Raw genomic sequence first — 24492 nt, forward strand, 5'->3', positions numbered from 1 at the left:
CAGGGAACGGGTAGAGTCGACCAGGCGGCGGTCATCGGCCTGGTCGCCGACGTTCAGCGGCAAGGCACCGAAGACACTGCCGGCGGAAACCCGCTGCAGGCCGTTGACGCGGATATCGGAGATGGTGAAGGACTCGGCGTGAACTTCAGCGATCATCAGTGCGGACATGACCGCAGTTAGCAGCAGACGTTTCATGAAGTCCTTTTATTCCAACTGGCAATAAACAACCCGCCGCGACAACACGGCAGGTTCGCAATTGAGCGAAGCTTTATAGTCGACCCAGATCGTTGATCAGGGCGAGCAACATCACCCCTATGACCAAACTGATACCGATCTGGACCCCCCAACCTTGCACCCGATCCGACAGCGGACGACCGCGCGCCCACTCGACCAGGTAAAACAGCAAATGCCCCCCATCCAGTACCGGGATGGGCAGCAGGTTAAGAACCCCCAGGCTTATGCTCAGGTAGGCCAGGAAATTCAGGAAATCCCCCACGCCGGACTGGGCTGAAGCGCCCGCCACTTTAGCAATGGTTATCGGTCCGCTCAAGTTTTTTACCGAGAGCTCTCCGAACAGCATTTTCTTCAGCGATTCAAGGGTAAGGACGCTCATGTTCCAGGTGCGCGACAAGCCCTCACCTACTGCATCCAGCGGGCCGTAGCTGACTTCGCGAAGCATGCTGGCAGGCCATTCGCCACCCTTTACCCCGGCACCAAGATAGCCAGCGGCAGCCTTGCCCTCACCCTTGCGCGCCAGGGTGACCGGTACATCCAGGGGCGCGCCATCGCGCTGCACATGCAGCACCACTTTGGCATCCGGGCGAGCACGCACGCTGTCGACCACCTGCTGCCATTCGGTCACTGCCACACCATCGACAGCCAGCAGTTTGTCACCTGTTTTCAGGCCCGCAGCAGCAGCCGGCCCCTTCGGATCGATCTCGGCCAGCACCGGCACGATAGCCGGACGCCAAGGGTGCAGCCCCAGGGACTGAATCGGGTCCGGCTCGTCGGCGCCCTTGAGCCAGCTGTCCAGTTTCACCTGCAGCTGGCGCTCGGCGCTGGCGCCTTCATCGCGCACGCCAACCTGCAAGGTGCCGCTTTCGCCCAGACGACGCACCAGCTGGAGGTTGACTGCCGACCAACCGCTGGTCGGTTTGCCGTCGACGGAGACGATTTCCTGCCCTGCGACCAAGCCGGCCGATGCTGCCAGGCTGCCAGCATCCACCGCACCGATTACCGGGCGAACCTGCTGGGTACCCAGCATCGCCAGCACCCAGAAGAACAGGATGGCCAGCAGGAAGTTGGCGATCGGACCGGCCGCGACGATTGCAATACGCTGGCGCACGGATTTGCGGTTGAACGACTGATCGGCCATCGCCGGCGGGACGTCACCCTCGCGCTCGTCGAGCATCTTGACGTAGCCACCCAGCGGAATCGCCGCGACCACGAACTCGGTGCCATGGCGGTCATGCCAGCGCAGCAGCGGCGTGCCGAAACCCACCGAGAAGCGCAGCACCTTGACGCCGCAGCGGCGCGCCACCCAAAAGTGGCCGAATTCATGGAATGTGACCAGCACACCCAGGGCCACGAGGGTGCCGATAATCATGTAGAGCGCTGTCATGTCCATCTCCGAATGATGTTCAGCGGGCCGGCGTCACGCCATGCCCCCTCACGAACCGTGGCAGGCCAGCATCAGCGACCGTGACGCCTCAGCCACTCACGGGAAAGCTCCCGGGCACGCTGGTCGGCGGCGAACACCGCGTCCAGCGACGGCAGCGGCACGACGGGCTCCTGATCGAGCACCTGTTCGATCATACCCGCGATCTCCGGGAAGCGGATACGCCGCTGGAGAAATGCCTCGACCGCAACCTCGTTGGCCGCGTTGAGCACCGCGGGTGCGCTGTTACCGGCCTCGGCAGCCTGCCGCGCCAGACGCAGGCAAGGGAAGCGCTGTTCGTCGGGCGCCTGAAAATCCAGACGGGCGATGGCAAACAGATCCAGCGGAGCCACGCCGGAATCGATCCGCTCGGGCCAGGCCAGGGCGTTGGCGATCGGCGTGCGCATGTCTGGGTTACCCAGTTGCGCCAGCACCGAACCGTCCACGTAGTCGACCAAGGAGTGGATCACGCTCTGCGGGTGCACCACCACCTCTACCTTGGCCGGCTGGGCATCGAACAGCCAGCAGGCCTCGATCAGCTCGAGCCCCTTGTTCATCATGCTGGCCGAATCCACGGAAATCTTGCGCCCCATGGACCAGTTGGGGTGCGCGCAGGCCTGTTCCGGCGTAACGTCGGCAAGCGCTGCCTGCGGCGTTTCGCGGAATGGGCCACCCGAGGCAGTCAGCAGGATACGGCGCACGCCAACCTGGCTCAGGCCGCGGGCGTAATCACCCGGCAGGCACTGGAAGATCGCGTTGTGCTCGCTGTCGATCGGCAGCAGCACGGCACCACTGCGCCGCACCGCCTCCATGAACAGCGCGCCAGACATCACCAGCGCCTCCTTGTTGGCCAGCAGCACCTTCTTGCCCGCCTCGACGGCAGCCAGGGTCGGGCGCAGCCCGGCGGCACCGACGATGGAGGCCATCACCGCATCCACTTCCGGCGCCGAAGCGACCTGGCATAGCCCGGCCTCACCTTCCAGCACCTCGGTGGCACAGCCAGCCGCCGCCAGGCCTTCGCGCAGCCTGACGGCCGCCTCGCTGCTCGGCACCACGGCGAACGCCGGGCGATGACGCACGCACAGTGCCAGCAGTTCTTCTATACGCGAATAACCGCTGAGGGCGAACACCGAATAGCGCTCTGGGTGACGCGCGATCACATCCAGCGTGCTCAGGCCGATCGAGCCAGTGGCCCCGAGCACCGTGATACGCTGCGGGCGATTCACATCACACCCCATTCGGCAGCCCACAACAACACGGCGAAAATCGGGATCGCCGCAGTAAGGCTGTCGATACGATCAAGCACACCACCGTGCCCCGGCAGCAGGTTGCTGCTGTCCTTGATGCCGGAGCGGCGCTTGAACATGCTCTCGGTCAGGTCACCGACCACCGAGGACATGACCACCAGCGCGGCACCCAGCAGGCCCAGCAGGATCTGGCCGAAGCCCCAGTCGCGACTGATGCCGACCACCAGGGTAATCACCAGGCTGACTGCCAGGCCGCCATACACGCCTTCCCAGCTCTTGCCCGGGCTGACCTGCGGGGCGAGCTTGCGCTTGCCGAAAGCACGGCCAGAGAAGTACGCGCCAATATCGGCGGCCCACACCAGCACCATGACCGACAGGATCAGCCAATTACCCAACGGCCAGTGCTTGAGCAGCACCAGCCCCTGCCAGGCCGGCAGCAGTACCAGCAGGCCGATCAGCAGCCGACAGGCGGCACTGGCCCACAACTCGCTGCTGCGTGGGTAGGTGAGCACCAACCAGGTAGCCAACCCCCACCAGATCACCGCAGCGCCCAGCACCCAGGGCGCCAGCTCTGGAAGGAGATGAAGCAGCATCAGCGCCCCGGCGACGACCACGGCATAGGCAATGCGCAGCGGTTGGGCCATCAGCCCCGCCAGGCGCGCCCACTCCCAGGCACCGAGGGTGACCACGAAGCCGATGAACAGGGCGAAATCCCCACCATTGAGCAGGAAGAAGCCACCCAGCGCGATCGGCAACAGGATCAGCGCGGTAATGATGCGTTGTTTAAGCATTAAGCACGAGCTCCAGCCTCGACCTGCTCGCTGGTCTTACCGAAGCGGCGCTGGCGCGAAGCGAAATCGGCCAGGGCTTTGCGCATGGCCTCGTGTTTGAAGTCCGGCCAGTACAGGTCGGAGAAGTACAACTCGGCGTAGGCCAGCTGCCACAGCAAGAAATTGCTGATGCGATGCTCGCCACCGGTGCGGATGCACAGATCCGGCAGCGGCAACTCGCCGGTTGCCAGGCAGGTTTGCAGCAGGCCCGGGGTGATGTCTTCCGGGCGCAGATGGCCGGCTTGCACTTCCCGCGCCAGGCGCTGAGCAGCCTGGGCGATGTCCCACTGGCCACCGTAGTTGGCCGCGATCTGCAGGATGAAGCGGTTGTTGCCGGCGGTCAGCGCTTCGGCCTCGCGCATGGCAGCCTGCAGCTCGGGGTGGAAACGCGAGCGGTCACCGATGATGCGCAGGCTGATGTTGTTTTCGTTGAGGCGCCTGGCCTCACGGCGCAGGGCCGAGAAGAACAACTCCATCAGCGCGCCGACCTCTTCGGCAGGGCGCTGCCAGTTTTCACTGGAGAAGGCGAACAGGGTCAGTACCTCGACCCCGGATTCGGCACAGACTTCGATAACCGCGCGAACGGCATCGACACCCGCCTTGTGCCCGGCAACGCCGGGCAGCAGGCGCTTTTTCGCCCAGCGGTTGTTGCCATCCATGATGATCGCGACATGACGCGGCACCGAGGACGGCGCCGCTGGCTTGGTCTTTTCCATTAAAAAACCCCGGCCTTAGACGGCCATCAGGTCCTTTTCCTTGGCTTTGAAGGCAGCATCGACTTCGGCGACGAACTTGTCGGTCAGCTTCTGGATCTCGTCAGCAGCACGACGCTCTTCGTCTTCGCTGATTTCCTTGTCCTTGGTCAGCTTCTTCAGGTCGGCCAGGGCGTCACGGCGCACGTTGCGCACGGCCACCTTGGCATCCTCGGCAACGCCGCTGGCCTGCTTGGTGTAGCCCTTGCGGGTTTCCTCGGTCAGGGCCGGCATCGGCACACGGATGGTGGTACCGGCGCTGGACGGGTTCAGGCCCAGGTCGGAGGTGAGGATGGCCTTCTCGATGGCAGCGCTGAGGTTCTTGTCGTGAGCGACGATCTTCAGGGTGCGGGCATCTTCGACGGTGATCGCGGCGACCTGGTTCAGCGGCATCTCGCTGCCCCAGGCAGTGACCTTGACGGTATCCAGGATGCTTGGGTGAGCGCGACCGGTGCGGATTGCCGCCAGGTTGCGGCCCAGGGCCTCGAGGGACTTGGTCATGCGCTCCTGCGCGTCTTTCTTGATGTCGTTGATCATGCTTGGCCTTCCTCGATCAGAGTACCTTCAGCGCCACCTACCACGATGTTCAGCAGGGCGCCAGGCTTGTTCATGTTGAATACCCGCAATGGCATCTTGTGGTCACGGCACAGGCAGATTGCGGTCAGGTCCATCACACCCAGCTTGCGATCCAGAACCTCATCGTAGGTCAGGTGATCGAACTTCTCGGCATGCGGGTCCTTGAATGGATCGGCAGTGTACACACCATCGACCTTGGTGGCTTTCAGCACCACGTCGGCATCGATTTCGATGGCGCGCAGGCAGGCCGCGGAGTCGGTGGTGAAGAACGGGTTGCCGGTACCGGCGGAGAAAATTACCACATCCCCGGAGTTGAGGTGGCGAATAGCTTTGCGACGATCGTAATGATCGGTGACACCGACCATGGAAATGGCCGACATGACCAGGGCCGGGATGTTCGAACGCTCCAGCGCGTCGCGCATGGCCAGGCCGTTCATCACGGTGGCCAGCATGCCCATGTGGTCACCGGTGACGCGGTCCATGCCGGCTGCGCTGAGCGCGGCGCCGCGGAACAGGTTGCCACCACCGATCACCAGGCCGACCTGGACACCGATCCCTACCAGCTGGCCAACTTCAAGGGCCATGCGATCCAGCACCTTCGGGTCGATCCCGAAGTCTTCCGAGCCCATCAGGGCCTCGCCGCTAAGTTTGAGCAAAATGCGTTTATAGCGAGGTTGGCGACCACTCACCTGCTGAGCCATTGCGAGTCTCTCCTGCGGCGTACTTTTAGAAAATTCGTGCGGGCTGTTTGCAGCCTGCTAACTGTAGCGTGGCACCATTTTGGTGCCAGCGGCGGCGGGCTTTATAAACCCTTCGCCGTTTTGACAAAGAGGCTGCGCGCGTGAGCGGGCAGCCTCTTTGGGGCGACAGACGGGGCTGTCTTACTGCTTGGCAGCAGCTACCTGAGCGGCAACTTCAGCAGCGAAGTCGTCGACTGGCTTCTCGATGCCTTCGCCTACTTTGAAGTAGGTGAAGGAAACGATTTCAGCGCCGGCTTTCTTGGCCAGCTCGCCAACTTTGACTTCCGGGTTCATGACGAAGGCTTGCTCTTTCAGCGAGGCTTCGGCCTTGAACTTGGTGATACGACCGTTGATCATGTTCTCAACGATGTTTTCCGGCTTGCCGGCGATCTTGTCAGCGTTCAGCTGCAGGAAGACGCCCTTCTCGCGCTCGATGGCCTCGGCGGAGATTTCCGACGAATCCAGGAACTCTGGGTTCGAAGCTGCAACGTGCATGGCGATGTTCTTGGCCAGCTCGACGTCACCGCCTTTCAGGACAACAACAGCACCGATCTTGTTGCCGTGCAGGTAGGCACCGACAACGTCACCTTCAACGCGCACCAGGCGACGGATGTTGACGTTCTCGCCGCACTTGGCAACCAGGGCTTCACGAGCAGCTTCACGCGAGGCGATCAGCGGAGCAGCGTCGGTCAGCTTCTGGGCGAAGGCTTCTTCGAGGCTTTCGGCAACGAAGTTCTTGAAGTCGTCTTGCAGGGCCAGGAAGTCGGTCTGCGAGTTCACTTCCAGCAGGACGGCGGATTTACCGTCGGTCTTGACGGCGATAGCGCCTTCAGCAGCGACGTTGCCAGCCTTTTTGGCGGCCTTGATGGCGCCCGAGGCACGCATGTCGTCAATGGCTTTCTCGATGTCGCCGCCGGCCTTTTCCAGGGCCTTTTTGCAATCCATCATGCCTTCGCCGGTACGCTCGCGCAGTTCTTTTACCAGCGCTGCAGTAATTGCTGCCATTTCAAAATCCTCTTGGAAAGTTTTTCAACCATTCCACCCGTTGCTCACGGGCGTTAAATTCTGCAAATCCGCTGTTTTCATTTCAGCAGGCCCATGATGCGGGGCCGAAGCTGACAGCAGGATTTCAAGGTGGCAAAAAGGGGGCAAAGCCCCCTTTTCGCGTGCCAAGTAGACGCTAGCGCCTAATTACTCAGCAGCAGGTGCAGCCGCTTCTTCAGCGTAAACTTCGGTGCCGCCGGCAACGTTGTTGCGGCCGCGGATGACTGCGTCAGCCATCGAAGTCATGTACAGCTCGATAGCGCGGATGGCGTCATCGTTACCCGGGATGATGTAGTCAACACCTTCAGGGCTGCTGTTGGTATCGACAACGCCGATAACCGGGATGCCCAGCTTGTTGGCTTCGGTGATCGCGATGCGCTCGTGATCAACGTCGATAACGAACAGAGCGTCTGGCAGACCGCCCATGTCCTTGATGCCGCCCAGGCTGCGATCCAGTTTTTCCAGGTCGCGGGAGCGCATCAGGGCTTCTTTCTTGGTCAGCTTGGCAAAAGTGCCGTCTTCGGCCTGGGTTTCCAGGTCGCGCAGACGCTTGATCGAAGCGCGGATGGTCTTGTAGTTGGTCAGCATGCCGCCCAACCAACGGTGGTCAACGTACGGCGAACCGCAACGAGCTGCTTGCTCGGCGACGATCTTGCCAGCGGAACGCTTGGTGCCGACGAACAGGATCTTGTTCTTGCCCTGGGCCAGGCGTTCTACGAACGACAGAGCGTCGTTGAACATTGGCAGGGTTTTTTCCAGGTTGACGATGTGGATCTTGTTACGCGCGCCGAAAATGTACTTGCCCATTTTCGGGTTCCAGTAACGGGTCTGGTGGCCGAAGTGCACACCGGCCTTCAGCATATCGCGCATGTTGACTTGGGACATGATAGTTCCTTGATAAGTCGGGTTGGGCCTCCACGTATCCCAATGACCAACCCGCGAATTCTGCAACTCGGGGCACCCAGGTCATCGTGTCGACACGTGTGTGGGTTAAGTGCTTACGGGGTCGTCCCCGAAAGCGGCGCATTTTATACCACAGACCGCGGCCGAACGGAACCCGGATACTGTTGCGTCCGTCAGCGGCTTTTGCAGCACCTGCGCTTTCGCGCCAGAATGCCAGCTATAGACAGCAGCCTGGCCTCCTTTATCCCGACCGATCGGCGCCCTGCTCTGCTAGAATCCGGCCTTTCCCGTTTGTTCGCGCCGTGCACGGCGCCGTAGAGAGCCTGTAATGACCGTCACCATCAAGACCGCAGAAGACATCGAGAAGATGCGCATCGCTGGCCGCCTGGCCGCCGACGTGCTGGAAATGATCGAAGAACACGTCAAGCCCGGCATCACCACCGAAGAGCTCGACCGCCTGTGCCACGACTATATCGTCAACGTCCAGCAAGCCATCCCGGCACCGCTCAACTACAAGGGCTACCCGAAGTCGATCTGCACCTCGATCAACCATGTGGTCTGCCACGGCATCCCCAACGACAAGCCGCTCAAGGACGGTGACACGCTGAACATCGACGTCACCGTGATCAAGGACGGCTACCACGGCGACACCAGCCGCATGTTCCACGTCGGCAGCGTGCCGGTCTGGGCCGAGCGCCTGTCCAAGGTGACCCAGGAGTGCATGTACAAGGCCATCGAGCTGGTCAAGCCAGGCTGCCGCCTGGGCGACATCGGCGAAGTGATCCAGAAACACGCTGAAAAGAACGGTTTCTCGGTGGTGCGCGAGTTCTGCGGCCACGGCATCGGCAAGGTGTTCCACGAAGAGCCGCAGATCCTGCACTACGGCCGCGCTGGCACCGGCATGGAGCTGAAAGAAGGCATGACCTTCACCATCGAGCCGATGATCAACCAGGGCAAGGCCGACACCAAGGTGCTGGGCGACGGCTGGACCGCCATCACCAAGGACCGCAAGCTTTCGGCCCAGTGGGAGCACACCCTGGTGGTGACCGCGACCGGCTACGAGATCTTCACCCTGCGCAAGGACGACACTATCCCGCGCACCTCGGCCTGACCGCACCCCCGACAGGCCACCCCACGACAGGAACGTGACGCGATGCCCCAGGTGGACCCCGAGCTGTTCGACCGCGGCCAGTTCCAGGCGGAACTGGCCCTCAAGGCGAGCCCTATCGCCGCCTTCAAGAAAGCCATCCGCCTGGCCGGCGAGGTGCTCGACAAGCGCTTTCGCGCGGGCGGCGAAATTCGCCCGTTGATCGAGGCCCGTGCCTGGCTCGTCGACAATATCCTGCAACAGGCCTGGAACCAGTTCGAATGGGGCGACCAGAGCGGCATCGCCCTGGTCGCGGTGGGTGGCTACGGGCGGGGTGAACTGCACCCGCACTCTGACATCGACCTGCTGATTCTGCTAGGCGCCGCCGAGCATGAGCAGTACCGCGACGCCATCGAGCGCTTCCTTACCCTGCTGTGGGACATCGGCCTGGAAGTGGGCCAGAGCGTACGCACCGTCGACGAGTGCGCCGAGCAGGCCCGCGCCGACCTGACGGTAATCACCAACCTGATGGAAAGCCGCACCATTGCTGGCCCCGAGGCCCTGCGCCAGCGCATGCTGGAAGTGACCAGCACCGCGCACATGTGGCCGAGCAAGGAGTTCTTCCTGGCCAAGCGCGCCGAACTCAAGGCCCGCCACCACAAGTACAACGACACCGAGTACAACCTCGAACCCAACGTCAAGGGCTCGCCCGGCGGCCTGCGCGACATCCAGACGGTGCTGTGGGTGGCCCGCCGCCAGTACGGCACCCTCAACCTGCACGCGTTGGCCGGCGAAGGCTTTTTGCTGGAAAGCGAGAACGAGCTGCTGGCCTCGTCCCAAGACTTCCTGTGGAAGGTGCGCTACGCCCTGCACATGCTGGCCGGGCGTGCCGAGGACCGCCTGCTGTTCGACCACCAGCGCAGCATTGCCGCGCTGCTGGGCTACAGCGACGACAACCCCAAGCGGGCGATCGAGCAGTTCATGCAGCAGTACTACCGGGTGGTGATGAGCATCAGCCAGCTGTGCGACCTGATCATCCAGCACTTCGAAGAGGTCATCCTCGCCGATGATGACAGCGGCACCACCCAGCCACTGAATGCGCGCTTTCGCCTGCATGATGGCTATATAGAGGCCACCAAGCCGAACGTGTTCAAGCGCACGCCGTTCGCCATGCTGGAAATCTTCGTTCTGATGGCCCAGCACCCCGAGATCAAGGGCGTGCGCGCCGATACGGTGCGCCTGCTGCGTGAGCACCGCCATCTGATCGACGATACCTTCCGCACCGACATCCGCAACACCAGCCTGTTCATCGAGCTGTTCAAGTGCGAAATCGGCATCCACCGCAACCTGCGGCGGATGAACCGCTACGGCATCCTCGGCCGCTACCTGCCAGAGTTCGGCCTGATCGTCGGGCAGATGCAGCACGACCTGTTCCACATCTACACGGTCGATGCGCACACCCTCAACCTCATCAAGCACCTGCGCAAGCTGCAGTACACGCCGGTGTCCGAGAAATTCCCGCTGGCCAGCAAGCTCATGGGCCGCCTGCCCAAACCCGAGCTGATCTACCTGGCCGGCCTGTACCACGACATCGGCAAGGGTCGCAAAGGCGACCACTCCGAGCTGGGCGCGGTGGACGCGCAGAAGTTCTGCGAACGCCACCAGTTGCCGGCCTGGGACAGCCGGCTGATCGTCTGGCTGGTACAGAACCACCTGGTGATGTCGACCACCGCCCAGCGCAAGGACTTGTCCGACCCGCAGGTAATCAACGATTTTGCCCTGCACGTGGGCGACGAGACGCGCCTGGACTACCTCTATGTGCTGACCGTGGCCGACATCAACGCCACCAACCCCAGCCTGTGGAACTCGTGGCGGGCCAGCCTGCTGCGCCAGCTGTACACCGAGACCAAGCGCGCCCTGCGCCGTGGCCTGGAAAACCCGCTGGACCGCGAAGAGCAGATTCGCCAGACCCAATCCGCAGCACTGGACATCCTGGTGCGCGAGGGCACCGACCCGGACGACGTCGAACAACTGTGGTCGCAGCTGGGCGATGACTACTTCCTCAAGCACAACGCCGCCGACGTGGCCTGGCACAGTGACGCGATCCTGCAGCAGCCGGCCGATGGCGGGCCACTGGTGCTGATCAAGGAAACCACCCAGCGCGAATTCGAAGGCGGTACGCAGATCTTCATCTACGCCCCCGACCAGCACGACTTCTTCGCCGTGACGGTGGCAGCCATGTCGCAGCTGAACCTGAACATTCATGACGCGCGGATCATCACCTCGAGCAGCCAGTTCACCCTCGATACCTACATCGTGCTGGACAACGACGGCGGCTCGATCGGCGACAACCCGCAACGGGTGCGGCAGATTCGCGACGGCCTGACCGAAGCACTGCGCAACCCCGAGGACTACCCTACCATCATCCAGCGCCGGGTACCGCGCCAGCTCAAGCACTTCGACTTCCCGCCGCAGGTGACCATCCTCAACGATGCCCAGCGGCCAGTGACCATCCTCGAAATCACCGCGCCAGACCGCCCAGGCCTGCTGGCCCGGCTCGGGCGGATCTTCCTGGAGTTCGACCTGTCACTACAGAACGCCAAGATCGCCACACTTGGCGAGCGCGTGGAAGACGTGTTCTTCATCACCGATGCCGACAACCAGCCGCTGTCCGACCCGCAGCTGTGCAGCCGCCTGCAGGAGGCCATCGTCCAGCAGCTGCAGGCCGGCCAGGCCAGCGATGCCAGCCCTACCCGCGTGACCTTTTAACGATTAGACGATTGACGAGACCTTGCGCCGATGAACCATGCCTTGACCCAGCTTCAGCCCTACCCGTTCGAAAAGCTCCGCGCCCTGCTGGGCAGCGTGAAGCCTGCGGCAGACAAACGCGCCATCGCCCTGTCGATCGGTGAGCCGAAGCATGAATCGCCGGCGTTCGTCGCCCAAGCCATGGCCGACAACCTCGACAAACTGGCGGTTTACCCGAGCACCATCGGCTTGCCAGCGCTGCGCCAGGCCATCGGCCAGTGGTGCGAGCGGCGTTTTGGCGTGCCGGCCGGCTGGCTGGACGCCGACCGCCACATCCTGCCGGTCAACGGCACCCGTGAAGCGCTGTTCGCCTTCACCCAGGCCGTGGTCAACCGCGCCGATGACGGCCTGGTGGTCAGCCCCAACCCGTTCTATCAAATCTACGAAGGTGCAGCGTTGCTGGCCGGCGCTACCCCGCACTACCTGCCATGCCTGGAAAGCAACGGTTTCAACCCTGACTTCGATGCCGTGCCGGCAGAGGTCTGGAAGCGTTGCCAGATTCTGTTCCTGTGTTCGCCGGGCAACCCCACTGGCGCCCTGGTGCCGATGGATACCCTGAAGAAGCTGATTGCCCTGGCCGACGAGCACGACTTCGTAATCGCCGCCGACGAGTGCTATAGCGAGCTGTACTTCGACGAAGACGCCCCGCCACCAGGTCTGCTGACCGCTTGCGCGGAACTTGGCCGTAGCGACTTCAAGCGCTGCGTGGTGTTCCACAGCCTGTCCAAGCGTTCCAACCTGCCTGGCCTGCGCTCGGGCTTCGTCGCCGGCGATGCCGAGATCATCAAGCCGTTCCTGCTGTACCGCACCTACCATGGCTGCGCCATGCCGGTACAAACCCAGCTGGCCAGCATCGCTGCCTGGCAGGACGAGGCGCATGTGCGCGAAAACCGCGACCAGTACCGCGCCAAGTACGATGCCGTGCTGGATATCCTGCAACCGGTGCTGGACGTGCAGCGCCCGGATGGCAGCTTCTACCTGTGGGCCAAGGTGCCGGGCGGCGATGCCGAGTTCACCCGTGACCTGTTCGAAGCCCAGCATGTGACGGTGGTGCCGGGGTCGTACCTGTCGCGTGAAGTGGATGGGGTCAACCCGGGTGCCGGGCGCGTGCGCATGGCGCTGGTTGCACCGCTGGCCGAGTGCATCGAGGCGGCAGAGCGGATTCGCGCATTCCTGCAGAACCGCTGACTCAGCAAATTGGGCCGCTTTGCGGCCCTTCGCAGTCTACTTGACTGACCCCAGGTTCGCCTCACTCATATCCAGCTCACCCAGCACCTGCCGCACCACTTCATCCCCCACTTCGTGCCGGCGATGCAGGTTATACAGCTCCAGCCGCTGCGCCCTTAGCGCCCGCAAGCGCAAACGCCGTTCCAGCAAATCCATCTGCTCGGCCAGGGCCTTGGCTTCGGCACTGTCGTTGTAACTGTCCAGCTCATCCCGATATTCCGCCATCAAGCGTGCCTTCAGCTCGGTCGCCAGGGTCGCCTGCGCGGCATCCTGCGGGGCATTGCTGTCGATCACTTCCTCTGCCTCAAGGGCATGGATCGCCGCCTCGGCCGTGCGCCGCCAGGCTTCCTGCACCTCCTGGTGCAAGCGCTCGTCGGGGCTCTTGGTCACCCCACGCAGCAACAGCGGCAGGGCAATACAGGCACTGATCAACGACAGCAGGATCACCCCGGCAGCAATGAAGATCAGCAGGTCACGTTCCGGGAAGGCCTTGCCCGCCCCCATCAGCAGCGGTATCGACATCACACCGGCCAGGGTAACCGCACCGCGGACACCGCCCAAGGTCATTAGCCAGCAGGAGCGCGCCGTGGGCATCAGCACCAGTGCCGGCTTGCCGCGCCAGCGGCGTACCACACCGATCGCGCGCCAGATACTCTGCACCCAGATGAACCGCAAAAGTATCAACACGGCAAAGATTGCCACCACGTCCAGGCTGCGGTAGGCCAGGGTCGGCCAAACGGTGGCCTCGTGGCTGACCACGGCCTTGATGATGTCCGGCAACTGCAGGCCCAGCAGCAGGAAGATCAGGCCGTTGAAAGCGAACTCCAGCAACGACCACACGCTACGGTTGAGCAGGCGGGTGCTGGTCTGCCGTGGCAGCAGGTCAAGCCAGCTCTGCATCATGCCGGCCGCTACCGCCGAGAGAATACCCGACACGCCCAGGCGTTCGGCTAGCACGTAGGCGGCAAACGGCAGCAACAACATGAACACCACGTGGGTGGCCGGGTCGTCCCAGCCACGGGCGATCATCCAGGTGCGCAGGCGGCCAATCAGCCAGCTCAGCGCCACCCCCACCGCCAGGCCGCCAAGGGCGACCAGGACGAAGCTGAAGCTTGCGTCGGTCAGCGAGAACACCCCAGTGATCGCTGCTGCCAGGGCAAACTTGAAGGTCACCAGGCCCGACGCGTCGTTCATCAGCGCCTCACCCTGCAGCATGTGCATCAGCGGCGTAGGCAGGCGGTCCTGGCTAATTGCCGAAACCGCCACGGCGTCGGTCGGTGACAACACCGCAGCCAGGGCGAAGGCCACTGGCAACGGGATGCTCGGCATCAGCCAGTGTATGAAGTAGCCGGCCCCGACCACGGTGAACAACACCAGGCCCACGGCCAGCGCCACCACCGGCCCACGGATGCGCCACAACTCACGTTTGGGAATGCGCCAGCCGTCGGCGAACAGCAGCGGTGGCAGGAACAGGAACAGGAACAGCTCGGGGTCCAGGGCCACATGCAGGCCCAGTGTCGGCCACGCCAGCAAGGCGCCAGCGGCAATCTGCACCAGCGGCAAGGGCAGCGGAATCATGCGACCGACCAGCTTCGACAGGCTGACCAAGGTCAGCAGGATGAGGACGGTGTAGGCGGACTGCATCCGGGAAAGCTTCCTTTGTGAACCAGAAACGACAACAGGGCGAAACATCGCCATTGAAACAATATGTTAGCGGCGATCGGCGAGTTGAGGCCGCTGCACGATAGTCGCAGGTGGCTGGGGAATATGTAACATGATGATACTTCGGTTTGGTGGTTGGGCCTGGCTTGGGTCTTGCCGCGCCTATGAGATCGAGCGCCGCCCGCGCGGCGCATCGCGACGCAAGGCCGCTCCCACATTTGTTTCGGGCCAATTATTCCTGTGGGATTCGCGCGCGAGCGCCTTGGCGCATGGCTCGATATCGCGTCGTACAGACAAGGCAGTCGCGCGCGCCTGGCACAGGATGGACTGGCCCGAAACAAATGTGGGAGCGGCCTTGCGTCGCGATGCGCCGCGCGGGCGGCGCTCGATCTCATAGGCGCTGAAAATGTTCCGGTGAACACCTGCGACGCTCGCCCCCACAGGCGCTGCAAGACCCACGGCAGGCCCAACCACGCTCCCACCGAACCCCAAGACATGCACACCCGTGGCGCTCACAACGTCGTTCCCGCATAATCCCGCGACTAACATCGGAAAATGGAGAGATTGGGGCAACCTGTGATCCCCAATGCACACAATGACCTACACGCTCTACGGCATCAAAGCCTGTGACACCATGAAAAAGGCGCGCACCTGGCTGGAAGACAAAGCCATCGCCTACGAATTCCACGATTACAAAACCCAAGGCATCGACCGTGACAGCCTGAACCGCTGGTGCGACGAACACGGCTGGGAAGTCATCCTCAACCGTGCCGGCACCACCTTCCGCAAGCTGGACGACGCCAGCAAGGCCGACCTCGACCAGGCCAAGGCCGTCGAACTGATGCTGGCCCAGCCGTCAATGATCAAACGCCCGGTGCTCGACCTTGGCGCGCGTACCCTGGTCGGCTTCAAGCCCGACCTGTACGCCGCTGCCCTGGCCTGAGCCCCTACCCTATTTCGCACGAGGTAATCACATGTCCAATACCCTGTTCAGCCTGGCCTTCGGTGTCGGCTCCCAGAACCGCCAGGGCGCCTGGCTGGAAGTGTTCTACGCACAACCGCTGCTCAACCCGAGCGCCGAACTGGTTGCTGCAGTAGCCCCCGTTCTTGGTTACGAAGGTGGCAACCAGGCCATCGCCTTCAGCAACGCCCAGGCCGCACAACTGGCCGAAGCCCTGAAAGGCGTCGACGCCGCCCAGGCCGCACTGCTGACCCGCCTGGCCGAAAGCCACAAGCCGCTGGTCGCCACCCTGCTGGCCGAAGACGCTGCACTGTCCTCGACCCCAGAGGCCTACCTCAAGCTGCACCTGCTGTCGCACCGCCTGGTCAAGCCGCACGGCGTGAGCCTGGCCGGCATCTTCCCGCTGCTGCCGAACGTGGCCTGGACCAACCAGGGCGCGGTCGACCTGAGCGAACTGGCAGAAATGCAACTGGAAGCGCGCCTGAAGGGCGAGCTGCTGGAAGTGTTCTCGGTAGACAAGTTCCCGAAAATGACCGACTACGTGGTCCCGGCCGGCGTGCGTATCGCCGACACCGCCCGTGTGCGCCTGGGCGCCTACATCGGCGAAGGCACCACCATCATGCACGAAGGCTTCGTCAACTTTAACGCTGGCACCGAAGGCCCGGGCATGATCGAAGGCCGCGTTTCCGCTGGCGTATTCGTTGGCAAGGGCTCGGACCTGGGCGGCGGCTGCTCGACCATGGGTACCCTGTCCGGTGGCGGCAACATCGTCATCAAGGTTGGCGAAGGCTGCCTGATCGGCGCCAACGCCGGTATCGGCATTCCGCTGGGCGACCGCAATACCGTCGAAGCCGGCCTGTACATCACCGCTGGTACCAAGGTGAACCTGCTGGACGAGAACAACGAGCTGGTCAAAGTGGTCAAGGCCCGCGACCTGGCCGGCCAGACCGACCTGCTGTTCCGCCGCAACTCGCTGAACGGCGCGGTTGAGTGCAAGACCCACAAGTCGGCCATCGAGCTGAACGAAGCATTGCACGCTCACAACTGAGATTCCTTCAGCCCTGTAGGAGCGAGCTTGCTCGCGAACAGCGTACGCTAAGCGCTTGAAGTGTTAAGATCGGGTCTGGCACCACGCCAGACCCGATTTTCATTCCAGGCCTCGCAAACATGTTCCAGCCCTCCCCCTGGCGTGCCGATTTCCCCGCCATCGCCGCCCTGCAACGGCAGCACCAGACTTACCTGGACAGCGCCGCCACCACCCAGAAGCCGCAGGCCCTGCTCGATGCCCTGAGCCATTATTACGGCCATGGCGCGGCCAACGTGCACCGTGCCCAGCACTTGCCCGGCGCACTGGCGACCCAGGCCTTCGAAACCAGCCGCGACAAGGTCGCCGCCTGGCTAAATGCCGCCGACTCACGGCAGATCGTGTTCACCCATGGCGCCACCTCGGCACTGAACCTGCTGGCCTATGGCCTGGAATACCGCTTCGAAGCGGGTGACGAAATTGCCGTCAGCGCCCTGGAGCACCATGCCAACCTGCTGCCTTGGCAACAGCTTGCACGCCGGCGCAACCTGCGCCTGGTGGTGCTGCCGCTGGATGCCCATGGCCACATCGACCTGGACCAGGCATTGCAACTGATCGGCCCGCGCACCCGCGTGCTAGCCGTCAGCCAGTTGTCCAACGTGCTGGGCACTTGGCAGCCGCTGCCCGCCCTGCTGGCCCATGCGCGCGCGCAAGGTGCATTGACCGTGGTCGACGGCGCCCAGGGCGTGGTGCATGGCCGCCATGACGTACAGCAGCTGGGCTGCGATTTTTATGTGTTCTCCAGCCACAAGCTGTATGGCCCGGACGGCGTCGGCGTGCTCTACGGCCGCAGCCAGGCCCAGGAACTGCTGCGCCACTGGCAGTACGGTGGCGAGATGGTGCAACTGGCCGAGTACCACAGCGCCAGCTTCCGCCCGGCACCTTTGGGATTCGAAGCGGGTACACCGCCGATCGCCGGGGTGATCGGCTTGGGCGCGACCCTTGACTACCTGGCCAGCCTCGATGCCCAGGCTGTCGAAGCCCATGAAACCAGCCTGCACCAGCACCTGCTGCGTGGCCTGGCCGACCGCGAAGGCGTGCGGGTGCTCGGGGCGCCACAGGTCGCCCTGGCCAGCTTCGTCATCGACGGCGTACACAACGCCGATATCGCCCACCTGCTCACCGAGCAGGGCATTGCCGTGCGCGCCGGGCATCACTGTGCCATGCCGCTGCTCAAGGGGCTGGGGCTGGAGGGCGCGATACGGGTGTCGTTGGGCTTGTACAACGACAGCGACGACCTGCAGCGTTTCTTCGCGGCGCTGGATCAAGGCCTGGAGCTGTTGCGATGAGCCTGCCGGAACAGGCGCTTCAGGCGCTGGAAGCGTTTCAACAGGGCAAAGGCTGGGAACAGCGTGCGCGGCTGCTGATGCAATGGGGTGACCGGCTTGAGCCGCTGACTGACGCCGAAAAGACCGAGGCCAACCGGGTACACGGCTGCGAAAGCCTGGTGTGGCTGGTGGCCGAGCGGGTCGAGGGCGTGTGGCGGTTCAAGGCCGGTAGCGATGCCCGTCTGTTGCGCGGGCTGCTGGCGTTGCTGCTGCTGCGCGTGCAGGGGTTGGCCAGTGAAGAGCTGGCCGGGCTTGATCTGCGGGAGTGGTTCACCCAGCTGGGGCTGGAGCGCCAACTGTCGCCATCGCGCAGCAATGGTCTGCATGCGGTGTTGCAGCGGATGGCGGAGTTGGCGTCCAACCGCTAGATCGGCGCTGCCTTCTTCGCGGGTAAACCCGCTCCCACAGGAACAGTGCCAGCCTGAACGCTACGCAGCCCCTGTGGGAGCGGGTTCACCCGCGAAGAAGCCCACGCGGTCTATTCGGGCTTAACCCGCTCCGAAGGCCGCCGCGCCCCAGCCACAAGTTTTTCCACCGCCTTGCTCGCCGCCACCATGCCAAAGGTCGCGGTCACCATCATCACCGCGCCAAAGCCACCCGAGCAGTCCAGCCGCACGCCCTCGCCGACGAAGCTTTTCTGCAGGCAAACGCTGCCATCGCCCTTGGGGTAACGCAGCTGTTCGCTGGAGAACACGCACGGTACGCCATAGTTGCGGCTGACATTGCGCGAAAAGTTGTAATCGCGGCGCAAGGTAGAGCGCACCCGCGAGGCCAGCGGGTCGTTGAAGGTCTTGTTCAGGTCGGCGATCTGGATCTGCGTCGGGTCGATCTGCCCGCCGGCGCCCCCGGTGGTAACGATGGCGATCTTGCGCCGCCGGCACCAGGCAATCAGCGCCGCCTTGGCCATGACGCTGTCGATGCAGTCGATCACACAGTCGAGGTTCTCGGTGATGTACTCGGCCATGGTGTCGCGGGTGACGAAGTCGGCCACCGCATGCACGGTGCACGCCGGGTTGATCGCCCGCAGGCGTTCGGCCATGACCTCGACCTTGGGCCGCCCCACCTGCCCTTCCAGGGCATGGGCCTGGCGGTTGGTGTTGCTGACGCAGACATCGTCGAGGTCGAACAGGGTGATCTCGCCCACGCCACTACGGGCCAGCGCTTCGGCCGCCCACGAACCCACCCCGCCAATACCGACCACGGCCACATGGGCCTGGCCCAGGCGTTGCAGCCCCTGGTCACCGTACAGCCGGGCTACGCCGGCAAAGCGTGGATCTTCTGTGCTCATGTTCATACCCCAAAAAACCGGCGCGCATTATATGCCAGCGGGCCCATGGCCTGCATCGTTAGGAAAGAGACTACCAACCCTGCTTTAATGTCCTATCACTTCGACACATATGGACGACAATGTCTTCACGTAAATTCGGCCTGAACCTGGTCGTGGTCCTGGCCATCGCCGCGCTGTTCACCGGGTTCTGGGCACTGATCAACCGCCCGGTTTCCGCCCCCGCCTGGCCGGAGCAGATCTCCGGCTTCTCGTATTCACCATTCCGCCTGGGTGAAAGCCCGCAAAAGGGCCAGTACCCCACTGACGACGAGATGCGCCAAGACCTGGAGCAGCTGAGCAAGCTGACCGACAGCATCCGCATCTACACCGTGGAGGGCACCCAGGCGGATATCCCGCGCCTGGCCGAGGAATTTGGCCTGCGGGTAACGCTGGGGATCTGGATCAGCCCGGACCTTGAGCGCAACGAGCGCGAAATCGCCACGGCCATCCAGTTGGCCAACACCTCGCGCAGCGTAGTGCGGGTGGTGGTCGGCAACGAGGCGCTGTTCCGTGAAGAAGTCACGCCGGAAAACCTGATCAAATACCTGGACCGGGTCCGCGCAGCGGTCAAGGTGCCGGTGACCACCAGTGAGCAATGGCATATCTGGAAGGAAAACCCGGAACTGGCCAAGCACGTCGACCTGATTGCCGCGCACATCCTGCCCTACTGGGAGTTCGTGCCGATGAAGGATTCGGTCGAATTCGTGCTCGACCGGGCGCGGGAGCTGAAACAGCAGTTCCCACGCAAACCCCTGCTGCTCTCGGAAGTCGGCTGGCCGAGCAATGGCCGCATGCGCGGCGGTGCCGATGCCACCCAGGCCGACCAGGCCATCTACCTGCGCACCCTGGTAAACACCCTCAACCGACGCGGCTACAACTACTTCGTCATCGAAGCCTATGACCAGCCGTGGAAGGCCAGCGACGAAGGCTCGGTGGGTGCCTACTGGGGCGTGTACAACGCCGAACGCCAGCAAAAATTCAACTTCGACGGCCCGGTGGTGGCGATCCCGCAGTGGCGTGCCCTGGCGGTAGCCTCGGTGGTGCTGGCGATGATTGCCCTGATGGTGCTGTTCATCGACGGCTCGGCCCTGCGCCAGCGCGGCCGTACCTTCCTCACCTTCATCACCTTCCTGTGCGGGTCGGTACTGGTGTGGATCGCCTACGACTACAGCCAGCAATACAGCACCTGGTTCAGCCTGACCGTGGGCGTGCTGCTGGCCCTCGGCGCGCTGGGCGTGTTCATCGTGCTGCTCACCGAGGCCCACGAACTGGCCGAGGCGGTATGGATCCACAAGCGCCGCCGCGAGTTCCTGCCGGTGCAGGCCGACAGCGCCTACCGGCCCAAGGTTTCGGTGCACGTACCGTGCTACAACGAGCCGCCAGAGATGGTGAAAAAAACCCTCGATGCCCTGGCCGCGCTGGACTACCCCGACTACGAAGTACTGGTGATCGACAACAACACCAAGGACCCGGCCGTATGGGAGCCGCTCAAGGCCCACTGCGAGAAGCTCGGCGAGCGCTTCAAGTTCTTCCACGTCGCGCCACTGGCCGGCTTCAAGGGCGGCGCGCTGAACTACCTGATCCCGCACACCGCCAAGGACGCCGAGGTGATCGCGGTGATCGACTCGGACTACTGCGTCGACCGCAACTGGCTCAAGCACATGGTGCCGCACTTCGCCGACCCGAAAATTGCCGTGGTGCAGTCACCGCAGGACTACCGCGACCAGCACGAAAGCGCCTTCAAGCAGCTGTGCTACAGCGAGTACAAGGGCTTCTTCCACATCGGCATGGTCACCCGCAACGACCGTGACGCGATCATCCAGCATGGCACCATGACCATGACCCGGCGTAGCGTGCTGGAAGAGCTGGGCTGGGCCGAATGGTGCATCTGCGAGGACGCCGAGCTGGGCCTGCGCGTGTTCGAGAAAGGCCTGTCGGCCGCCTACGCCCACAACAGCTACGGCAAGGGCCTGATGCCCGACACCTTCATCGACTTCAAGAAGCAGCGCTTCCGCTGGGCCTATGGCGCCATCCAGATCATCAAGCACCACGCCAGCGCCCTGTTGCGCGGCAAGGGCAGTGAGCTGACCCGTGGCCAGCGCTATCACTTCCTGGCCGGCTGGCTGCCGTGGATTGCCGATGGCATGAACATCTTCTTCACCGTCGGTGCACTGTTGTGGTCGGCAGCGATGATCATCGTGCCGCACCGGGTCGACCCGCCGCTGATGATCTTCGCCATCCCGCCACTGGCGCTGTTCTTCTTCAAGGTCGGCAAGATCATCTTCCTTTACCGCCGCGCGGTGGGGGTGAACCTGAAGGATGCCTTTGCTGCGGCGCTGGCGGGGCTGGCGTTGTCGCACACCATCGCCAAGGCGGTGCTGTATGGGTTCTTCACCAGCAGCATGCCGTTCTTCCGCACACCGAAGAACGCCGATAGCCATGGGTTGCTGGTGGCTATTTCCGAGGCGCGTGAAGAGCTGTTCATCATGTTGTTGCTGTGGGGCGCCGCGCTGGGTATCTACCTGGTGCAAGGGCTGCCGAGTTCGGACATGCGCTTCTGGGTGGCGATGCTACTGGTGCAGTCACTGCCGTACCTGGCGGCGCTGGTGATGGCTTTCCTGTCTTCGCTGCCCAAGCCTGCAGAAAAGGCTGCCGAACCGCAGCAGGCTTGAGATTGCCGGGGCTGCTTTGCAGCCCATTCGCGGGCACGCCCGCTCCCACAGGTACTGCACAGTTCTGAATGTCTGTGACGGACCTGTGGGAGCGGGCGTGCCCGCGAATGGGCCGTGCCGCCTTAAACCGTTTGATATAAGATAACGCCCCTCAGAATTCCCCGCCTTGCCCCGGAGTCCCTCATGACGGCCCCTGCCGAGCTCTCGCCTACCCTTCAACTGGCCTGCGACCTGATCCGTCGTCCCTCGGTCACCCCCGTCGACGCCGACTGCCAGGCGCAGATGATGAACCGCCTGGGCGCCGTCGGTTTCCAGCTCGAGCCCATGCGCATCGAGGACGTCGACAACTTCTGGGCCAGCCACGGCAACCAGGACGGCCCGGTACTGTGCTTCGCCGGCCACACCGACGTGGTGCCCACCGGCCCGGTGCAGCAATGGCAGCATGAACCGTTCGAAGCGCTGATCGACGCCGACGGCATGCTCTGCGGCCGTGGCGCCGCCGACATGAAAGGCAGCCTGGCGTCCATGGTGATTGCCAGCGAGCGCTTCGTGCAGGACTACCCGGACCACCGCGGCAAGGTCGCCTTCCTGATCACCAGCGACGAGGAAGGCCCGGCCCACCACGGCACCAAGGCTGTGGTCGAACGCCTGAAAGCACGTAACCAGCGCCTGGACTGGTGCATCGTCGGCGAACCGTCCAGCACCACCCTGCTGGGTGACGTGGTCAAGAACGGCCGCCGTGGTTCGTTGGGCGCCAAGCTGACCGTGCGCGGCAAGCAAGGCCATGTGGCCTACCCGCACCTGGCGCGCAACCCGATCCATTTGGCCGCACCGGCCCTGGCGGAACTGGCAGCCGAGCACTGGGACGAAGGCAATGCATTCTTCCCGCCGACCAGCTTCCAGATCTCCAACCTCAACTCCGGCACCGGCGCCACCAACGTGGTCCCGGGCGAGTTGACCGCGCTGTTCAACTTCCGGTTCTCCACCGAGTCCACCGTCGAAGGCCTGCAGGCGCGGGTGTCGGCGATCCTCGACAAGCACGAACTGGACTGGTCGATCGACTGGGCGCTGTCGGGCCTGCCGTTCCTCACCGAGCCGGGCGAACTGCTGGATGCCGTTTCGGCCAGCATCAAAGGTGTCACCGGCCGCGACACCCAACCGTCGACCAGTGGCGGCACCTCCGATGGCCGCTTCATCGCCACCATGGGCACCCAGGTGGTCGAGCTCGGCCCGGTCAACGCCACCATCCACCAGGTCGACGAGCGGATCCTGGCCAGCGACCTCGACCTGCTGACCGAAATCTACTACCAGACCCTGGTCCGGTTGCTCGCCTGATGCTTGCCTGCCCCCTTTGCCAGGCGCCGCTGAGCCGGCTCGACAACGGAGTGGTGTGCCCAGCCGGCCACCGCTTCGACCGCGCCCGCCAGGGTTACCTGAACCTGCTGCCGGTGCAGCACAAGAACAGCCGCGACCCGGGTGACAACCAGGCCATGGTCGAGGCCCGCCGCGACTTCCTCGACGCCGGCCACTATGCGCCGGTGGCCCGCCGCCTGGCCGAACTGGCCACCGAACGCCGGCCTGGCGCCTGGCTGGACATCGGCTGCGGTGAGGGTTACTACACCGCACAGATCGCCCAGGCCCTGCCGGCCGCCGACGGTTATGCCCTGGATATCTCCCGCGAGGCAGTCAAGCGCGCCTGCCGCCGTGCGCCGGAGGTCACCTGGATGGTCGCCAGCATGGCCCGCGTGCCGCTGGCCGACGCCAGCTGCCAGTTCATTGCCAGCGTGTTCAGCCCGCTGGACTGGGCCGAGGCCAAGCGCCTGCTCAGCCCCGGCGGTGGCCTGATGCGCGTCGGCCCGACCAGCGGCCACCTGATGGAACTGCGCGAAGTGCTCTACGATGAAGTACGCCCTTACGCCGACGACAAGCACCTGGCCCTGGTCCCCGAAGGCATGGCCCATGCCCACAGCGAAATCCTCGAGTTCCGCCTGAGCCTGGCCGCGCCCAAGGCCCGCGCCGACCTGCTGGCCATGACCCCGCACGGCTGGCGCGCCAGCGCCGAAAAACGTGCCCGGGTGATCGACCAGCCCGAGCCGTTCGAAGTCACGGTTTCCATGCGTTATGACTATTTCGTGCGCCAAGACTGAGCACACCCGGAGCCCTTATGCGCCAACCTGATATCGAGATCTACCTGAAGGACGCCGACGTCGACCACAAGCAGATTGCCGAGTGGCTCGCCCAGGCGATCGGCCCGTGCAGCGAATGGAAGCAGAAAGGCCAGACCTTCAAATGCCAGGCCGGTAACATTCCGGTCACCTGGTTACCCAAAGCTGTAGGGAAATGGAACAGCCTTTACCTGGAAAGCGACCAGACGCCATGGGCCGATGACGTTGCCTGCGCCCGCGCCGCATTTGCCGCACTGGGTGTGGAAGTGCGCTGCGCACCGGGTGGCTGGGTCGAGGAAGACGGGGAAGAAGATGCCGACCGCTGGGTCCGCATCAGCGCCGACGGTGAAGAGGAAATCACCTGGCGTACCAGCTGAAACAGGTTGCTTCAGGCTGCAAGTTACACGGTCAACTTGCAGCTT

At 63.6% G+C, this 24492-nt stretch carries 21 protein-coding genes and 1 pseudogene; 11 read left to right on the plus strand and 11 right to left on the minus strand.

Annotated features, from left to right (window positions below; translation table 11 throughout):
* The 9 genes and pseudogenes from ABE456_RS13455 to rpsB form a co-directional block, all read right to left on the minus strand.
* Window positions 1-195 (minus strand): annotated as a pseudogene (locus ABE456_RS13455) (outer membrane assembly protein); the annotation flags it as partial.
* A 73-nt stretch (window positions 196-268) separates the two neighbouring features.
* Window positions 269-1621 carry an RIP metalloprotease RseP gene (gene rseP, locus ABE456_RS13460; RefSeq protein ID WP_346644347.1) on the minus strand — a complete coding sequence of 451 codons (1353 nt, stop codon included), beginning with the start codon at window positions 1619-1621 and terminating at the stop codon, window positions 269-271.
* Window positions 1622-1692: 71 nt separating this feature from the next.
* Entirely contained in the window at window positions 1693-2883 is a 1191-nt protein-coding gene (gene ispC / locus ABE456_RS13465; RefSeq protein ID WP_346644348.1) for a 1-deoxy-D-xylulose-5-phosphate reductoisomerase, read from the minus strand.
* Window positions 2880-3695 (minus strand): phosphatidate cytidylyltransferase, encoded by an 816-nt coding sequence (locus tag ABE456_RS13470; protein ID WP_346644349.1) that lies wholly within the window; start codon window positions 3693-3695, stop codon window positions 2880-2882. Before ABE456_RS13470 ends, ispC begins: the two co-directional genes overlap by 4 nt.
* Window positions 3695-4450 (minus strand): polyprenyl diphosphate synthase, encoded by a 756-nt coding sequence (uppS, locus tag ABE456_RS13475; RefSeq protein ID WP_346644350.1) that lies wholly within the window; start codon window positions 4448-4450, stop codon window positions 3695-3697. Before uppS ends, ABE456_RS13470 begins: the two co-directional genes overlap by 1 nt.
* 15 nt (window positions 4451-4465) lie before the next feature.
* Window positions 4466-5023 carry a ribosome recycling factor gene (gene frr, locus ABE456_RS13480; protein ID WP_012270837.1) on the minus strand — a complete coding sequence of 186 codons (558 nt, stop codon included), beginning with the start codon at window positions 5021-5023 and terminating at the stop codon, window positions 4466-4468.
* Window positions 5020-5763: a UMP kinase gene (gene pyrH, locus ABE456_RS13485; RefSeq protein WP_003252294.1), complete on the minus strand. Its 744-nt coding sequence runs from the start codon at window positions 5761-5763 to the stop codon at window positions 5020-5022. The genes frr and pyrH overlap by 4 nt, the downstream gene beginning before the upstream one ends.
* A 180-nt stretch (window positions 5764-5943) precedes the next feature.
* The gene (gene tsf, locus ABE456_RS13490; RefSeq protein ID WP_012270835.1) at window positions 5944-6807 is read right to left on the minus strand and encodes a translation elongation factor Ts; all 864 of its coding nucleotides are present in this window, start codon (window positions 6805-6807) and stop codon (window positions 5944-5946) included.
* Between the two features lie 186 nt (window positions 6808-6993).
* A complete protein-coding gene (rpsB, locus tag ABE456_RS13495; protein WP_003252287.1) occupies window positions 6994-7731 on the minus strand; it encodes a 30S ribosomal protein S2 in 738 nt (245 codons plus the stop codon).
* 346 nt (window positions 7732-8077) lie between these two features.
* Here rpsB and map point away from each other — a divergent pair, with 346 nt between their 5' ends.
* The 3 genes from map to dapC are packed head-to-tail and all read left to right on the plus strand — an operon-like array spanning window position 8078 to window position 12832.
* Complete coding sequence (map, locus tag ABE456_RS13500; RefSeq protein ID WP_346644351.1) at window positions 8078-8860, plus strand: type I methionyl aminopeptidase; 783 nt, start codon at window positions 8078-8080, stop codon at window positions 8858-8860.
* Between the two features lie 42 nt (window positions 8861-8902).
* The gene (locus ABE456_RS13505; RefSeq protein WP_346644352.1) at window positions 8903-11605 is read left to right on the plus strand and encodes a [protein-PII] uridylyltransferase; all 2703 of its coding nucleotides are present in this window, start codon (window positions 8903-8905) and stop codon (window positions 11603-11605) included.
* Window positions 11606-11635: 30 nt separating this feature from the next.
* Window positions 11636-12832, plus strand: coding sequence for a succinyldiaminopimelate transaminase (gene dapC / locus ABE456_RS13510; RefSeq protein ID WP_346644353.1), 1197 nt, complete (start codon window positions 11636-11638; stop codon window positions 12830-12832).
* A gap of 36 nt (window positions 12833-12868) precedes the next feature.
* Here the strand turns inward: dapC and ABE456_RS13515 are convergent, their stop codons facing one another.
* Entirely contained in the window at window positions 12869-14515 is a 1647-nt protein-coding gene (locus ABE456_RS13515) for a Na+/H+ antiporter (protein ID WP_346644354.1), read from the minus strand.
* 613 nt (window positions 14516-15128) lie between these two features.
* Here ABE456_RS13515 and ABE456_RS13520 point away from each other — a divergent pair.
* From ABE456_RS13520 to ABE456_RS13535, 4 genes are all read left to right on the plus strand, one after another.
* The gene (locus ABE456_RS13520) at window positions 15129-15476 is read left to right on the plus strand and encodes an ArsC family reductase (RefSeq protein WP_003252272.1); all 348 of its coding nucleotides are present in this window, start codon (window positions 15129-15131) and stop codon (window positions 15474-15476) included.
* Window positions 15477-15507: 31 nt separating this feature from the next.
* The gene (dapD, locus tag ABE456_RS13525) at window positions 15508-16542 is read left to right on the plus strand and encodes a 2,3,4,5-tetrahydropyridine-2,6-dicarboxylate N-succinyltransferase (protein WP_346644355.1); all 1035 of its coding nucleotides are present in this window, start codon (window positions 15508-15510) and stop codon (window positions 16540-16542) included.
* Window positions 16543-16661: 119 nt separating this feature from the next.
* Window positions 16662-17867 carry a cysteine desulfurase gene (locus tag ABE456_RS13530; protein WP_346644356.1) on the plus strand — a complete coding sequence of 402 codons (1206 nt, stop codon included), beginning with the start codon at window positions 16662-16664 and terminating at the stop codon, window positions 17865-17867.
* A complete protein-coding gene (locus tag ABE456_RS13535; RefSeq protein ID WP_346644357.1) occupies window positions 17864-18274 on the plus strand; it encodes a SufE family protein in 411 nt (136 codons plus the stop codon). Before ABE456_RS13530 ends, ABE456_RS13535 begins: the two co-directional genes overlap by 4 nt.
* 110 nt (window positions 18275-18384) lie before the next feature.
* On the opposite strand, the gene tcdA is transcribed toward ABE456_RS13535, so the two are convergent.
* Window positions 18385-19194, minus strand: a complete 810-nt coding sequence (gene tcdA, locus ABE456_RS13540; RefSeq protein WP_346644358.1) for a tRNA cyclic N6-threonylcarbamoyladenosine(37) synthase TcdA — start codon at window positions 19192-19194, stop codon at window positions 18385-18387.
* A gap of 119 nt (window positions 19195-19313) precedes the next feature.
* Here tcdA and ABE456_RS13545 point away from each other — a divergent pair, with 119 nt between their 5' ends.
* From ABE456_RS13545 to ABE456_RS13560, 4 genes are all read left to right on the plus strand, one after another.
* The gene (locus ABE456_RS13545; RefSeq protein WP_346644359.1) at window positions 19314-21905 is read left to right on the plus strand and encodes a glycosyltransferase; all 2592 of its coding nucleotides are present in this window, start codon (window positions 19314-19316) and stop codon (window positions 21903-21905) included.
* 183 nt (window positions 21906-22088) lie between these two features.
* Entirely contained in the window at window positions 22089-23240 is a 1152-nt protein-coding gene (dapE, locus tag ABE456_RS13550) for a succinyl-diaminopimelate desuccinylase (protein ID WP_346644360.1), read from the plus strand.
* Window positions 23240-24052 (plus strand): putative RNA methyltransferase, encoded by an 813-nt coding sequence (locus ABE456_RS13555; protein ID WP_346644361.1) that lies wholly within the window; start codon window positions 23240-23242, stop codon window positions 24050-24052. Before dapE ends, ABE456_RS13555 begins: the two co-directional genes overlap by 1 nt.
* 17 nt (window positions 24053-24069) lie before the next feature.
* On the plus strand, window positions 24070-24447 hold the full coding sequence (locus tag ABE456_RS13560; RefSeq protein WP_051097386.1) for a hypothetical protein: 378 nt from the start codon (window positions 24070-24072) through the stop codon (window positions 24445-24447).
* Window positions 24448-24492: the final 45 nt, after the last annotated feature.

Origin of the sequence: Pseudomonas sp. TWI929 (assembly GCF_039673335.1) — a bacterium.
Taxonomy (GTDB): Bacteria; Pseudomonadota; Gammaproteobacteria; order Pseudomonadales; family Pseudomonadaceae; genus Aquipseudomonas.

Bases quoted from the DNA above. Each gene is read 5' to 3' on its own strand.
- ABE456_RS13470 (WP_346644349.1), bottom strand. From the start codon at position 3,695: ATGCTTAAACAACGCATCATTACCGCGCTGATCCTGTTGCCGATCGCG.
- tcdA (WP_346644358.1), bottom strand. From the start codon at position 19,194: ATGAGCACAGAAGATCCACGCTTTGCCGGCGTAGCCCGGCTGTACGGT.
- ABE456_RS13545 (WP_346644359.1), top strand. From the start codon at position 19,314: ATGTCTTCACGTAAATTCGGCCTGAACCTGGTCGTGGTCCTGGCCATC.
- tsf (WP_012270835.1), bottom strand. From the start codon at position 6,807: ATGGCAGCAATTACTGCAGCGCTGGTAAAAGAACTGCGCGAGCGTACC.
- ABE456_RS13535 (WP_346644357.1), top strand. From the start codon at position 17,864: ATGAGCCTGCCGGAACAGGCGCTTCAGGCGCTGGAAGCGTTTCAACAG.
- map (WP_346644351.1), top strand. From the start codon at position 8,078: ATGACCGTCACCATCAAGACCGCAGAAGACATCGAGAAGATGCGCATC.
- dapC (WP_346644353.1), top strand. From the start codon at position 11,636: ATGAACCATGCCTTGACCCAGCTTCAGCCCTACCCGTTCGAAAAGCTC.
- dapE (WP_346644360.1), top strand. From the start codon at position 22,089: ATGACGGCCCCTGCCGAGCTCTCGCCTACCCTTCAACTGGCCTGCGAC.
- frr (WP_012270837.1), bottom strand. From the start codon at position 5,023: ATGATCAACGACATCAAGAAAGACGCGCAGGAGCGCATGACCAAGTCC.
- ABE456_RS13560 (WP_051097386.1), top strand. From the start codon at position 24,070: ATGCGCCAACCTGATATCGAGATCTACCTGAAGGACGCCGACGTCGAC.
- rseP (WP_346644347.1), bottom strand. From the start codon at position 1,621: ATGACAGCGCTCTACATGATTATCGGCACCCTCGTGGCCCTGGGTGTG.
- ABE456_RS13520 (WP_003252272.1), top strand. From the start codon at position 15,129: ATGACCTACACGCTCTACGGCATCAAAGCCTGTGACACCATGAAAAAG.
- ABE456_RS13505 (WP_346644352.1), top strand. From the start codon at position 8,903: ATGCCCCAGGTGGACCCCGAGCTGTTCGACCGCGGCCAGTTCCAGGCG.
- dapD (WP_346644355.1), top strand. From the start codon at position 15,508: ATGTCCAATACCCTGTTCAGCCTGGCCTTCGGTGTCGGCTCCCAGAAC.
- ABE456_RS13515 (WP_346644354.1), bottom strand. From the start codon at position 14,515: ATGCAGTCCGCCTACACCGTCCTCATCCTGCTGACCTTGGTCAGCCTG.
- uppS (WP_346644350.1), bottom strand. From the start codon at position 4,450: ATGGAAAAGACCAAGCCAGCGGCGCCGTCCTCGGTGCCGCGTCATGTC.
- rpsB (WP_003252287.1), bottom strand. From the start codon at position 7,731: ATGTCCCAAGTCAACATGCGCGATATGCTGAAGGCCGGTGTGCACTTC.
- ABE456_RS13555 (WP_346644361.1), top strand. From the start codon at position 23,240: ATGCTTGCCTGCCCCCTTTGCCAGGCGCCGCTGAGCCGGCTCGACAAC.
- pyrH (WP_003252294.1), bottom strand. From the start codon at position 5,763: ATGGCTCAGCAGGTGAGTGGTCGCCAACCTCGCTATAAACGCATTTTG.
- ABE456_RS13530 (WP_346644356.1), top strand. From the start codon at position 16,662: ATGTTCCAGCCCTCCCCCTGGCGTGCCGATTTCCCCGCCATCGCCGCC.